The following is a 14290-nucleotide window of genomic DNA, read 5'->3' as shown; positions in this document are numbered from 1 at the left end:
TAAATGTCCATTAACCATGTGCTGCTCGGCGTCTTGAGCGGCCAGTCTTGTACGGGTTATGAGCTGAAGAAAATCATGCAAGATTCCCCATTGATGCCTTGGTCGGGCAATAACAATCAAATTTATAAGTCGTTGGTGGAGTTGCATGACCGGGGGCTTGTCACCAGCGAGATTCAGCATCAGGAGAGCTCGCCGACGAAGAAACGATATACGATTACCGTATCGGGCTTGGCCGAATTGAAGCAATGGGTGCTGGGTGAATGCGAAGCGCCAACATTCCGGAAGCTCACGCTGCTGCAGCTTCAGTTCTCCGACCAGCTATCGGACGACGAGCTGGAATCGTTGTTGCGGCGTTATGAGGATGAGCTTGAAGCGGAGTTGCACCTGCACCAAGAGAAATCGCGGCGTGCGCCGATTGCGGCCGAACTACACCCGCGTTCCCGAGTTATTCACCAGCTGATCCACGAGAACGTCGCGTCTTTTTATATCCAAGAGCGTCAGTGGGTGCAGCGGTTGCGCCTTGAATTGAGTGCCTATAAGGAGGAGAACAACATGAACGACAATAATCACATTGTGGAGAAAGACGGGGTCACTTATCTCGACGGAGGGTCTGCAGGGTTACAGATCAGAAGCGAGCAAGATCTGCTTGATATCATAGCTGTCTGCTGGGAGCATGGTGTGGAGCGCGTGTTGCTTCACGCGGACGGCTTGGCGGAAGACTTCTACAAGTTGCGGACTGGCCTGGCGGGGGCCGTCTTGCAGAAGCTAATCAACTATCGGCTCAAGACGGCATTCGTGCTGCCGCAGGAGCTGGTCATTCAAGGACGCGCGAGCGAGATGCTCACCGAACTGAACCGAGGTGCTTCGATTCGCGCCTTTGCCGAGCGTGCAGAGGCTGAACAATGGCTGCTTGGATAGATGTAACGGACAACAGAAGTATATGTAGTGCGCCCGATAGGTTGTCCCATTCATCCTGGATGAGTGGGACAGCCTTTGTGTATTAGCGTAATTGCAGCCGTTTTTTTGGTGCGCATGGATAAATGGCATCCTTGATGCACAAGAGAAGATGGACGCCCTCGGATTTGCCGAAGTCCAAATAACACGGGTGGCGCAATACGAGTCCATTCTGGATCCGACCCCGAACCTAGTCGCATGGGAGGATTAAGCAGCCTTTCATCGTTCGTTCGAGCTACCATGCAAGAATGGCGTATCGCGTCAGAGCCGGCTGTATTCGCAGCCGGCTTTCTTGTTGTCCCTTGCAGTTCCGACGCGGACCATTGATCTCTATCAATTATCCGTCAATAGTATCAGGAATGCTGCAATCCCAGTCGTAGCAACGCTTTCGCGTTTCGATGGCGTGGCGGATTCGGGTGAATTTTATCCCATATCCGAGCAAATTTATCCCTTCAAGTTTCAGTGGCCAGCCCGCATGATAATAGTGTCTTCATGTAAAAAAAGTAAAGGCTGGTGAAAAAAGTCGAAATGACGCAGAGAAGCATATCGGCAGAGGGGCTCAGGCATACGTAATACGCGAACTGAAACGGCCGACCCGTTTTTGCGGCGGCGAGACACGTTTCAGGCAACCTAAGTTATTCGCACGGCAGTCGTCTACCTCACAATAGTCACACGTCGTCTCCTAATCCAATGATTCTAAACGAGGTGAAAAACGTTGACACCGTATTCACAGAAGATAACGTCGAAATGGGTGGCCGTCTTCCTGATTCTCTCCCTCATCCTCAGCACCTTCATCAGCGCCGCCCCCGCATTCGCCGACACGCCGGCGAAGCCGCAAGCACCTCAGAACCTCAGAATTGCAGATCCATCCGATGTCACGCATAACAAAGCGACCTTCACCTGGGACATGATCGGCAACGATACCGATCCGCAAGACGCCAACGATATTCAAGTGTATAACGCCGACACCGGCGGCTGGCTTGCTTGGGGCAATCGCTGGACGAGAGCGGTTACCGGCCTCGACCCGAACAAGACCTACCGCATCTACATTACGTGGAACGGGTCCTCGCCGAGCGATGTCAACAACCGCAGTAATGTAGTGGAATTTACGACAACGGCAGATACGAGCGAGTATAAGGATGCTCCGCTTGCACCGCCAAGCTACTTGAAGGTGACGGCTCTTTCAGACAACTCGGTTACTCTCAGCTGGGGCGCAAGTCCGAATGCCACCGGTTACGACGTTTACATGAACGGCGGCTGGATGGGCGGCACGTGGTCGAACGATTCGACGACATTCATGTACACGCTTCCAGGGGAGTCGAAATTCGAAGCGGGCAAAACGTATAAATTCGAAGTCGGCGCGCAGAATCCCCCGAATCCCGTATCCAAGAACAGCAACCCCGTCATTCTGACGTGGGGTGAACTTCCAGCGCCGCAAGGGCTGCAGGTCGTCTCCGCAACGCGGAATACGGCTTCGCTCGGCTGGGCTCCTGTGCCAGGCGCATTGGGATACGAAGTGTATCGGGATGGCAAGAAAGCAGGCGATACCGTTACGAATCATTACGTAGCCGAAGAATTGGAAGAAGGGACAACGTATTCCTTCGCTGTAGTGGCGCTGAACAACCTGTGGACTTCGGCAGCGAGCGAATCGGTGCAAGTCGTCCCGGGCGCGAACTACAACAACGTTACTTACTATATGTCTTGGGCGATCGGTGCCCGGCAGTACCAGCCTTCGGATATGCCGGTAGCGGATCTGACCCATATCCTCTATGCGTTCGCCGATGTGTGCTGGAAAAAGTTCGGCTCGGACGGCAAAGCGTGTCAGACCGACCAAGTGCCGCTTCAGAACCGGTACGTCTATGACGGCGAGGTCGTCATCGGCGATCAGGAGAACGATCTGAAGACGATGGCGGAAGTGACGGCTATCCGCGATGCGAACCCGCATCTGAAGGTATTGACGTCTGTTGGCGGCTGGTCGTGGTCCAATAACTTCTCGAATGTGGCCAAAACCGAAGTGACACGCCGTACATTCGCCAACTCCATTGTCGATTACATCCGTACGTACAAGATGGACGGCATTGATATCGACTGGGAATATCCGGTCGAGGGAGGGGAAGAGAGCAATTCCCGCGATCCGGAAGATACCGTCAATTTCCCGAAACTAATGAAGACCGTCCGTGAGGCGCTTGACGCTGCCGGTTCGGTCGACGGCAAGTATTACCTGCTGACGATCGCTTCGGGCCAAGGCGATAATTTCGTCCGCAATGCGGATCTGGGCCATGCGAGCCAGTATCTCGATTTCATCAACATCATGACCTACGACTATGCGGGAAGCTGGGAGACGCTGGCCAACCATAATGCGCCGCTTTACTTCGACCCGGCTCACCCGAGAGCAGCGACGTCCGCGCCGCGCAACAACGTCAACGGCGGCGTGCTCGGCCATCTGCAAGGCGGCGTGCCGAACTACAAGCTGGTCGTCGGCGTTCCGTTCTACGGCAAAGGCTGGCAAGGCTGCCCGTCGGGCGAATACGCAACCTGCGAACGGGGCTCAGAGATTGGCACGTGGGAAGCGGGGATCTTCGATTTCACGGATGTCGAAGAGAATTATCTCACCGATGCGAAATATGTTCATACCTGGAATGAAGCGGCGAAGGTATCGTCCCTCTACAGCGAGGAAGACGGAATCTTCATCACGTATAACGATGAGACGACGATGAAATATATGGCTTCCATGGTCAGAAAGCTCGATATTGCCGGCACGATGTCCTGGGATATTAGCGCTGACCGTAACTTGAAGCTCAATTCGGAACTTGCGAAAGGGCTGCCGATCGACGGCCATGTCAACGCTGACGCGCTTTCCTGCTCCAACGAACGTCGAGGCGGAGGCGGTAAGCAGCTCGAAGCTGAAAGTCGCCTGGAACGCTTCGGACGGAGCAACCGCTTACGAAGTTTTCGCCAATAACGTCTATCGAGGAACGACGACTGACACCGAGCTTACGATCAATGGCTTGAAAGCAAACACCGGCTATACGATCTTCGTCCTGGCCATCACGAAGACCGGAGATGCGATCAATGAGGTATCTGCGGCCAGCGACGACGCAGAAGCAACGACGGCTGCTCCGACGGGGGCTGTGCTGACAGGCGCTGAGTTCGCTGGGCCTGGCGAGAACCTCGTCCTCACTTATGGTTTGAATGGCGTGAGCGACGATGTATTTGGCGAAGATATCACGTTCACCTACGATGCCGAGAAGCTTGAATTCATCGGTGTCGAGACGAAGGACGAGAGCAAGTTCCAAGTTGCAGGTTATGACGGCGATACGCCAGGCAAGGTACGCGTTATCGGGGCGCACTTCGGTTCCGCGCAATCCGAGCCGAATGGCCAGCTGCTGCAGCTGACCTTCAAGGTGAAGGCGGATGCCAACGCAACGACAATGGTTACCGTTACGGACTTGATCGTCGCTGATGGCGATTCGACGGAACGAACGCTGGATGGCGCGAGCTTCCAAGTGACGATCTCTACGGTCGACCGTACGGCCTTGAACAACTTGATTGCGGAAGCCAAAGGCGTGCATGACGCAGCAGTCGAAGGAACGGCGATCGGCAAGTATCCGGTCGGTTCCAAAGCCGTTTTGCTCGCAGCAATCCAAGCGGCAGAGGCCGTTGCAAGCAAAGCGGGCGCGACGCAAGATGAGCTTGAAACTGCGGTTACAGCGCTGAATGAAGCCTTGACCGCATTCCGCAATGCGATCATTAAGCCAGCGCCAGGCGACCATAACAGCGACGATCGCATCAGCATCGGCGATCTCGCCTTGATGGCGAAACACTATGGCGTGAAGATAGGCGATGAAGGCTGGCAAGCGGCGCAGCCGTTCGACCTCGTGGCTGATGACGAGATTAATATCCTTGACCTGGCCGCATTGGCTCGCAAAATTCTGGATTGGCAGTAAACGAGAACGCGTAACAACGGAATACCGTTTGACCGTGACAAGGGGGAGGCTGTTTGCAGCCTTCCTCTTTTTGAAATATAAGTATTTATAAGTTTTACGCTTATAAATCATCTTCTATTTCTCTGGAATGAAACGCGCTTACGCTGCCAGAGGACGGCACCAGCCGTTTCACCTTGTCCTTATATTACAAAAATGCGTCATGTACAGTTCCGGATGATGGAAGTATTCTACGAGTATCTCTAACAAGGAGCTGTTAACCGATGCAACCATTCAATGGACTAGATATGGGACTTGGCAATCTGGCACGCTTGTCTGCCGCGAAGAGCCGTTCGATCAGCGCGGAGAATTTCACCGGCGAGAAGGGGAAAGGCGGTATGGCGACGAATGGGACCGGCGCGAACAGCGCTCGCGATCTCGGCCTTGGATGGAAAGTGTCTCCATCCGTGGAGATCGAGCCTGGCGCAACCTTCATGATGGCGGACATTACAGGGCCGGGCGCCATCCAGCATATTTGGCTCACGTGTTTTCCGACTTTGTGGCGCAATCTGATATTGCGATTTTACTGGGATGACGAAGTGCTGCCTTCGGTTGAAGTGCCGGTAGGCGACTTCTTCTGCAATGGCTGGCAGGAACGCTGCAACGTGAATTCCTTCCCGATCGCGGTCAACCCTGCGGGAGGCATGAACAGCTATTGGATGATGCCGTTCCGGGAACGGGCGCGGATGACGATGGAGAATACGTCCAAGGAGAAAGCGGTGTTGTATTACCAAGTTGACTATACGCTGACCGATGTGCCCGAGGACATGGCTTATTTCCACGCGCAGTGGCGCAGAAGCAATCCGGTTCCGTACAAGGACGTGCACACGCTGCTGGATGGCGTAAGCGGACAGGGGCATTTTGTCGGGACGTATTGCGCATGGCAGGTGAATAATACCGGCTGGTGGGGCGAAGGGGAAATCAAGTTTTTCCTGGATGGCGATGGCGAGTTCCCGACGATCTGCGGGACGGGGACGGAGGATTACTTCGGCGGCGCATGGAATTGGGAACAGCCAGCTGGGCAATACGGCACGTATTCGACCGCTTTCCTCGGTATGCATCAGCTCATTAAGCCGGACGGGCTCTACCGCAGCCAACAGCGTTTCGGCATGTATCGTTGGCATGTGATGGACCCGATCCGGTTCGAGCGGGATCTGAAGGTGACGATTCAAGATCTCGGCTGGCGGTCAGGAGGAAGGTATTTGCCGCAGCAAAGCGATATCGCTTCGACCTCGTTCTGGTACCAGAGCGAGCCGCATGCCCCGTTCCCTGTGCTTCCGGGGAATGACGAGCGTGAAGTCATTTAGCGTCGCGAACAGGAGCTAGGCAGACTAAGTATCGGCGAGAATCCATTGGAGGAACGGTTCTGATGGATTCTTTTTATCGGGCGAGATAGCCATTCGCTGCCAATTTTATCAAGGGACCCTCTAGTATTTTGCCGGGAATCCATCTACAATGAAAATCATCACCGAGAAGAAAGCGCTTTTATGACGAGGGATAGAGTGGTGAACGGAAGGAGGATGTTTAGTAACTAAAAATGTAATCCATTACATTTTGGACAAAATTAACTTTGGAGGAGTGAAAATGATAGTGAATATGCGAAGAAGAATGGCGATGCTCGGCGTAAGTTTGTCCTTAGTCGTTGGCGCGAGCAGCACCCCGTATCTCCCGAAGGCCTCTGCAGCCGGGGAAGCGGTCGAGGTATGGATGTCGACTTCCGATCCGGGACAGACGGATTCGGGATTAAGCACGTCATCGCGCCTGTCGAGGAAGGCGGATGTTGCATTCGGGGCGGATAGCGGAACGGCTAACTACAGCATTCGGGTGGATGAAGATGTCACGAGGCAGCAGATGGACGGTTTCGGGGTATCGATGACGGATGCTTCCGCATGGCTCATGAATTACAAGCTGGATGCGTCCAAGCGGGCAGAGGTGATGGAGAAACTGTTCGGACCGTCGGGAATCGGGATGAGCATCATGCGGCAGCCGATCGGCGCCTCGGATTTCAACTGGGAAGCGTACACGTACGACGATACGTGGAACGACACGAGCTTGAACAGCTTCTCGATCAGCCGCGATTCGGCGTATATCATCCCGATGGTGAAGCAGGCGATCGCGAAGAATCCGAGTATGAAGGTGTTCGCCACAACCTGGAGTGCGCCAGCCTGGATGAAGGATGCGCCATCCGGTTCGACGAGCCAGACGCTGAACGGCGGCAAACTGAAGGCGGAGCATTACCAGACATTCGCGAACTATTTGAAAAAATATATCCAAGCCTATACCGCGCAAGGCATTCCGATCTACGCGATTACGCCGCAGAACGAGCCGAAGTACGAAACATCCAGCTATCCGTCGATGGGGATGAACGAACAGGACCAGATCGGTTTTATCGGGGATTACCTGGGACCGACGCTGCAGTCGGCAGGGCTCGCGACCAAAATCATCGCTTTCGACCATAATTATCTCGACTGGAATTACCCGAACACGGTCATCACAAGTCTGAAGAATGCCGGCAAAGGCAATTACGTCGCAGGCGGCGCTTTCCATCATTATGACAGCGGCGACGGTTCGCAGATGACCAGCCTGCATAACGCCCATCCGGACAAAGACGTATGGTTCACGGAAGGCGGATTCGGGACATGGAACGATCCGCAGAACGGCACGCACAGCGGGTTCGATAATATGATGAACGAATTCATTACCATCACGCGCAACTGGTCCAAATCGATTGTTTTGTGGAATGCGGCGCTTGACCAGAAGAGCGGGCCGACGCTGCTGGCAGCGGGTAACAGTAACCGCGGGATGATTACGATTCAGAATTCCGACAACAGCCATACGCCGGAGAACGGTGTCACGTATCACAAGCAATACTATTTGCTCGGCCACTTCAGCAAATTCGTCGTCCCCGGCGCGTATCGGGTAGAATCGAATACGTTCTCGGATATGAAGAGCGTCGCGTTCAAGAACCCTGACGGATCTAAGGTCGCCGTCGTCTATAATCCTCAGACAGCGTCAAAATCAGTTAAGCTGCAATGGGGCAAGCAGGCAATCACGTATACGATCCCGGCCAAATCGGTCATTACGTTCAAGTGGAACGGAACGCCGACATGGGATAAAGTATCGATCAAGGCGAACGCCAACAATTTGTTCGTGACAGCCGAGAATGGCGGCAAGTCTGCGCTGATTGCCAATCGCACGACAATAGGCGGCGCATGGGAGCTGTTCAATCGGGTCGAGTTGAGCAATGGCCGCACGGCATTCAAAGCATTGGCAAACAATAAGTACGTGACGGCGGAGAACGGCGGAGCCAATCCGTTGATTGCCAGAAGCAGCAGTATCGGGACATGGGAGATGTTCCAGGTGAGCAGCGTCAGCGGAGGCGTGTCGATCAGAGCCGATGCGAACAACAATTACGTAAGCGCGGACAACACGGGCGCAAGTCCCTTAATAGCGAACAAGACGGCAGTAGGGACATGGGAAACGTTCCAGCTGGCGGTTACGAATTGATTATTTTGAAATCGATTACAACACATTGGTTTGCGTGTGGAGATAGACACGCAGCATTGTGTTAAGACAGCGCATTGGTTTGCGTGTTCGACCGTGAGGTTGAACATGCAGCATTGCGCAACACACATTGGTTTGCGTGTAGAGATAGACACGCAGCATTGTGTTAAGAAGGCGCATTGGTTTGCGTGTTCGACCGTGAGGTTGAACATGCAGCATTGCGCAACACACATTGGTTTGCGTGTGGTGATAGACACGCAGCATTGTGTTAAGAAGGCGCATTGGTTTGCGTGTTCGACCGTGAGGTTGAACATGCAGCATTGCGCAAACGCATTGGTTTGCGTGTGGTGATAGACACGCAGCATTGTGTTAAGACAGCGCATTGGTTTGCGTGTTCGACCGTGAGGTTGAACATGCAAACCAATGCGCAACACACATTGGTTTGCGTGTAGAGATAGACACGCAGCATTGCGCAACACACATTGGTTTGCGTATAGAGATAGACACGCAGCATTGCGCTGCAAAGCAATCGTTTGTTAACTTTCAAACGGATGGGAATTAGTGTTATATTTGAGAATGGATAGAAGGTTGGTCAGCCAGGTTGATTACATAAGAGTGCATACTTTATCCAAAAACTCGAGTCGGAGGTTGTTCCCATGTCCAAATTGAATATCGGTATTATTCTAGGCAGTACGCGCCAAGGCCGGGTAAGCCCACAGGTTGGCGAATGGGTGAAGAAAATCGCTGATGGCCGCGGCGACGCCAATTATGAAATCGTCGATATCGCCGATTACAAGCTGCCGATGTTCGGCGAAGTGGATGCATCCGAGCAAGCGAAGGCATGGAACTTGAAGCTGAACGAGCTCGACGGTTTCGTCTTCATCGTGCAGGAGTACAACCACAGCATTACCGCATCCTTGAAGAATGCGCTGGATTATGCGCGTGAAGCATGGAACAACAAAGCAGCCGGCATCGTGAGCTACGGTTCCGTCGGCGGCGCGCGTGCGGCTGAGCATTTGAGAGGCATCCTCGGCGAGCTGTCCGTTGCGGACGTTCGGGTTCACCCGGCGCTGTCGTTGTTCACGGACTTCGAGAACGGCAGCGTGTTCAAGCCGGCCGATCTGCATCTGACGAACGTGAACGGCATGCTCGACCAAGTGCTGGCGTGGAGCGGCGCGCTTAAGACGCTGCGTTAAGGCAACCGAACTTCAGGAATATTCCAATGAGGCATCTTCCAAGTCATCAGCGATGGCGAGGGGAGATGCCTTTTTTGCGTGGCAATGAATCGATGGATCTCGGCGCTAGCAGAGGGTAGTCCAGTCACGCCACTGCTCAGGGTCATTCCGTTCGTAGATGTCATGATGCCGATTAACGAATCTGTGGATATACAGCTCCCTGCGAATGGTTGCAAAGTCTTCATTCAACGGCTTGATGAAGGCATTCATCTCGATTTCGGTATATGTTCGGCAAGGGTCGAGCTGCGAAGCCAGATGCTCGAGGACGATTAACCGTTTCTTCAACTGCGAAGGAAGCTGCTTGATGAGACCTTGCTCGGTGATGAAATTCCGCAGAACTGCGTTCTTTAGCTTTTCATTTTTGGTGCGAGCAAGTGGTTCCTGTTCAGTCATGGTATACCTCCTAAAAATTAATTTGATGAATATCTAATTAGAAAGTAGTCGAATTAAGTTGAATTGTCAAGAAATGTTTACGCCCAAAGTCATTACTAAACGCTTGGATAGGCAACCTTTTAACCAATAGGCTCGTCTAATTGGTAAAAACAGGAGTTGAAACCAGTCCGATGCCGTTTACGTTCGCACATCCCGCCTTCGCATTCCCCTTGAAATTCATCCGGCCTCGATGGTTCAGCGTGACCGGCCTTGTTCTGGGAAGCATGTCGCCCGACTTTGAGTATTTTCTTGCTCTGGAGCCTCATCAGACGATCGGCCACTCGTTCTCAGGCCTGCTGATCCAAGCGATTCCGCTAAGCATCTTATTCGCGTTCCTTTTTCATGTTGTCGTGAAGAGAACGATGGTGCTTCATCTGCCTTCGGTTTTAGACTTGAACCGAAGAGCGTACGGTCTGTTGTCTGGCTGGGGACTTGGCACCGCTCGTGAATGGCTCATCTTCCTCATGTCCGTGATCATCGGCTTCCTCACCCATGTCGGGTTGGATTCCTTCACGCATGAAGGGGGATATATGGTGAAGCAGCTGCCGTGGCTTCAATCGAACGCGATCTTCGATCTGCCCGTGTATAAACTAATGCAGCACGGCCTGTCTCTCCTTGGCCTGTCTGCCATCCTGATTACGCTAGCGGCGGCGCTGTGGCAAAGCGAACCATCCGCGAAGAGGATGCCGCATATTGCAGGACGTCGCAAATGGTTGTTCTGGTGCTTTTCGTTTCTCTTTGCGCTATTCGTAATGGGTATTAAGATACTTGTTAACGATAGCGGAAATTACATCGGTATTACGGTGGTAGCGACACTAACAGGGTTTTGCGCAGGCTTGTTGATCGCTTCACTCATTTGGCGTGCGCCATAATCGATGCCAGATAGGAAGAAGACCTTGCAGCGGCAAGGTCTTTTGGTCATTAGATTAACATTCGAATAAATTATTAAACAAAAATAATAACAAATTCCAATGTGTTCCTGGTCAATTTGAGTTACACTTAGCTGGCAGTTAAATGTAAGCGCATCCATTTCGCGAAGGAGGTGTAAGTTAACTCTAGGTCAAAGGGCGTCATGGTCAGTCCAGCAAGCCCGATTATTGCCAATATGATCGATAGATCGCCAAGGAGGTTATAATGATGAAAAACCGTCGTTCTCGGTTCCTATCCATGATGCTTGCCATCACGCTTATGTTGACGGCTATTCCGATGTACGCCAACGCAGCATCGACAACGTTTATTAACCCGGTTGCGCCTTATTCATCGGCCGATCCCTTCGTTATGAAGCATACCGACGGCTATTACTATTTCGTTCACACATCGCAGAATTGGGATAAAATCGATATCTCGCGCGCCTCTTCGCTTACAGGGATTGGCAACGGCACGAGGAAGACCGTCTTCACGCAATCGTCCACCGCTTGCACCGGCTCGAATTGTTACTCCGATAACGTATGGGCGCCGGAGCTGCATTATATCAGCGGCGCATGGTATCTGTATTTCAGCGCTGGCAGCAACGAGGCGAACACGCCGAATCAGCGGATGTGGGTGACCAAGAATACGAGCGCGAACCCGCTCGAGGGAAGTTGGTCGGCTCCGGTTAAATTGAAGGATACCGCGGACTATTGGTCGATCGACCATACGGTGGCGACGATTAACGGCCAGCTCTATATTGCCTGGTCGGAGATTGCGCCGAATCAGCCGCAGCGGATCATGATCGCGAAGATGAGCAGCCCAACGGCCATCTCCGGCCGCGGGACGGTTATCTCGACGCCGACGAATTCGTGGGAAACGTCGGGATCGCCTGTTAATGAAGCGCCTGCCTTCATTACGCATGGCTCCAAGGTCCACCTGGCTTTCTCGGCAAGCGGTTGTTGGACGGACGACTATAAGCTGGGCCTCTTGAGCGCCAATATTACGGCGGATCTGACAGTAGCCGGCAACTGGACGAAGAACGCCTCGCCTGTATTCCAGAAGACGAGCACTGTCTTCGGTCCGGGTCATAACAGCTTCGTGAAGTCGCCGGACGGGACGGAGGATTGGATCGTCTATCATGCCAATGACGGATCGGGGCAGGGCTGCGCGGATCAGCGGACGACTCGTATTCAGAAGATTACATGGAGCGGAGATACGCCGGTGTTCGGCACGCCGGTCAATCCGGCGACAGCCATTACCCGACCTTCCGGCGAAGGAACGGGGGATATCTACTACCGAATCGTGAATCGGAACAGCGGTAAAGTAATGGCCATCGATACGGCATCCACGGCCGATGGCGCCAACATTCTGCAGTGGACCTATGACGGTTCCGGCGATCAACGGTGGGCGCTCGATCCGGTCTCCGGCGGGTATTTCAAGCTTCGCGCAAGCCACAGCGGGAAGCTCGCCGAAGTGTACGAGAAGTCGCTATTGGATGGCGGCAATGTCGTGCAATGGGCAGATAACGGCGGCCTTAATCAAATGTGGAGCTTCATCCCGACGGGAAATCAATACTTCGAGATTAAGAACCGCAACAGCGGCAAGCTGCTGGATGTGACGAACGGAGGTCTGACGGATGGCGTGAACATCGGTCAGTGGTCGGATCTGAACAACACGATTCAGCAGTGGAAGTTCGAACGCGTGAATTAATAAACAAGCCTCAAGCGCCTTGGCAAAGGCATGCTTGAGGCTTGTTTACGCTCCAAGAGCGATTTAACTGACCTTGTGACGAGTTAACGTTTAACGTTCGATCAAGGCGTCCACACTTGAGGCTTGTCCTGTCCGTCGATGTAACGAATTTCGGATGCCTTAATGTCGAGAATGACGTAATTCGGATCTTCCGGCCCGTCGAACCAGCGCTTCATCTCGTCGTTCCACAGTTTGCTGCGCAGCGAATCGTCCTTCGTAATGTCGGCTTGTCCCTCGACTTCTACGACTTGAAGCGGGGAGGAAGGCTCATAACCAAGCAGCAGGGAGATATTCGGATTGCGCTTGAGTTCTTCGATCTTGTGCGTCTTCCGGTCAGTGGCGAGATAGATGTTCATCCCGTCATGGAAGACCGCCATGTATCTGACCTTCGGCTTGTTATCCTCAACCGTCGCGAACGCCGCTGTCCGGTGCTTGCTCAGCGCCTCTGTTATTTTGGATTCCAGCTGTTGTTTTTCGATGACTAACATCTTGTACCGCTCCTTTCCTGCTTACATTGGAATTTAATATGGAGAATGGTGCTTGTTAGGCTACGCTTTATATTACCCAGGAATAGAAAATGCATAGCAGAAGAAGCGGAATTTGTGGTATAAAAGGTCTGGGAGGTGGTACTGGTGGCAATACGGGATTGCCTGGTTACATCAACTCATGCAAAGCCATTTGAAGAAGGCGATACTTTGCGTGGGGTTTATCGGATATCATTTTTCGCCTAACTTAAACTATCGTTTCTAATAATGGCTTTGCACCTAATTGGCGGAATGAAGCAACTACAACCCAATTAAGGAGCGTGCATGAGCAAATGCAACCATTCATTAGGAACCACCATTATAATTTTATCGCGAGACAAACCGAACTGCTGCAGCAGGCCTGCCGGACAGTCGCGGACTTGAAGGTCGTCGATACGGTCAGATCCAGTTCGCTTGCCAAGATCGCCGAGCAGTTCCCGGAAACAACCGAGCCGCGGAAGCAGCTTCTCGAACAGTTGGCGTACGCCAAGACGGCCGAAGAGTTCCAGGCCTATCTGCGTTCCTTGGAACTATACCGCTCGGAATTCGGCCCCGTGACGGAACAGCAGATGAAGAAGCTGTTCCCGAAGGCGAAGAAGCTGAAGGTGCCGAACCTGGCATTGATGGATCTGAGGCATGTCACCTATATCGGATGGAACGATATCGGCGCGGGCAAAATGTTCCTCGTCTACAACTTAAACGGGCAGTTGGTCGGGATCGAAGGCAGATTTACGCCTTCTTATAAGAAGGGCTATTGTTTCGTCTGCAACAAGCAAAGCGAAGTCGGCCTGTTCTCCGCGATCTCCAAGTCGCGGCCTGCGCACGCATCCTCTGACTATTACAAGGCAGTCGGCAACTATATGTGCAAGGATTCGGTTAGCTGCAACCGTCAGCTGACGGATGTTGCGAACCTGGAGCGATTCATTCAGAACGTGATCCAAGTCGAAGAATAAGCAGAACGGTTGACCTGGGCTCCGCCATACGTGGCGGGGCTCTTGGC

At 53.0% G+C, this 14290-nt stretch carries 11 protein-coding genes; 9 read left to right on the top strand and 2 right to left on the bottom strand.

The window, feature by feature from the left end:
• Positions 1-3: 3 nt before the first annotated feature.
• The 6 genes from FHS18_RS10345 (at position 4) to FHS18_RS10325 (ending at position 9637) form a co-directional block, all read left to right on the top strand.
• Entirely contained in the window at positions 4-918 is a 915-nt protein-coding gene (locus FHS18_RS10345) for a PadR family transcriptional regulator (RefSeq protein WP_183599742.1), read from the top strand.
• Between the two features lie 751 nt (positions 919-1669).
• Complete coding sequence (locus tag FHS18_RS10340) at positions 1670-3916, top strand: glycosyl hydrolase family 18 protein (RefSeq protein ID WP_183599740.1); 2247 nt, start codon at positions 1670-1672, stop codon at positions 3914-3916.
• Positions 3801-4901 (top strand): cohesin domain-containing protein, encoded by a 1101-nt coding sequence (locus tag FHS18_RS34305; protein WP_246427603.1) that lies wholly within the window; start codon positions 3801-3803, stop codon positions 4899-4901. The genes FHS18_RS10340 and FHS18_RS34305 overlap by 116 nt, the downstream gene beginning before the upstream one ends.
• Before the next feature lie 260 nt (positions 4902-5161).
• Complete coding sequence (locus tag FHS18_RS10335; RefSeq protein ID WP_183599738.1) at positions 5162-6244, top strand: glycoside hydrolase family 172 protein; 1083 nt, start codon at positions 5162-5164, stop codon at positions 6242-6244.
• A gap of 277 nt (positions 6245-6521) precedes the next feature.
• Positions 6522-8444 (top strand): glycoside hydrolase family 30 beta sandwich domain-containing protein, encoded by a 1923-nt coding sequence (locus tag FHS18_RS10330; protein ID WP_246427581.1) that lies wholly within the window; start codon positions 6522-6524, stop codon positions 8442-8444.
• Between the two features lie 653 nt (positions 8445-9097).
• Positions 9098-9637, top strand: coding sequence for an NADPH-dependent FMN reductase (locus FHS18_RS10325; RefSeq protein ID WP_183599736.1), 540 nt, complete (start codon positions 9098-9100; stop codon positions 9635-9637).
• A 105-nt stretch (positions 9638-9742) separates the two neighbouring features.
• On the opposite strand, the gene FHS18_RS10320 is transcribed toward FHS18_RS10325, so the two are convergent.
• Complete coding sequence (locus tag FHS18_RS10320; RefSeq protein WP_183599735.1) at positions 9743-10069, bottom strand: DUF2087 domain-containing protein; 327 nt, start codon at positions 10067-10069, stop codon at positions 9743-9745.
• 170 nt (positions 10070-10239) lie between these two features.
• Between FHS18_RS10320 and FHS18_RS10315 the strand changes: the two genes are divergently transcribed.
• Together FHS18_RS10315 and FHS18_RS10310 are read left to right on the top strand one after the other, a co-directional pair.
• Positions 10240-10980, top strand: coding sequence for a DUF4184 family protein (locus FHS18_RS10315; protein ID WP_183599734.1), 741 nt, complete (start codon positions 10240-10242; stop codon positions 10978-10980).
• A gap of 262 nt (positions 10981-11242) precedes the next feature.
• Entirely contained in the window at positions 11243-12727 is a 1485-nt protein-coding gene (locus FHS18_RS10310; protein ID WP_183599733.1) for a family 43 glycosylhydrolase, read from the top strand.
• Between the two features lie 101 nt (positions 12728-12828).
• On the opposite strand, the gene FHS18_RS10305 is transcribed toward FHS18_RS10310, so the two are convergent.
• Positions 12829-13254, bottom strand: a complete 426-nt coding sequence (locus FHS18_RS10305) for a pyridoxamine 5'-phosphate oxidase family protein (RefSeq protein ID WP_183599732.1) — start codon at positions 13252-13254, stop codon at positions 12829-12831.
• Between the two features lie 329 nt (positions 13255-13583).
• On the opposite strand from FHS18_RS10305, the gene FHS18_RS10300 reads away from it, so the two are divergent.
• Entirely contained in the window at positions 13584-14243 is a 660-nt protein-coding gene (locus tag FHS18_RS10300) for a FusB/FusC family EF-G-binding protein (RefSeq protein WP_183599730.1), read from the top strand.
• Positions 14244-14290: the final 47 nt, after the last annotated feature.

The sequence above is a fragment of the Paenibacillus phyllosphaerae genome (assembly GCF_014192105.1).
Classification (GTDB): domain Bacteria; phylum Bacillota; class Bacilli; order Paenibacillales; family Paenibacillaceae; genus Paenibacillus_Z; species Paenibacillus_Z phyllosphaerae.
Note: the sequence above shows the minus strand (reverse complement) of the source record. Positions and strands in the feature narration are given on the sequence as shown.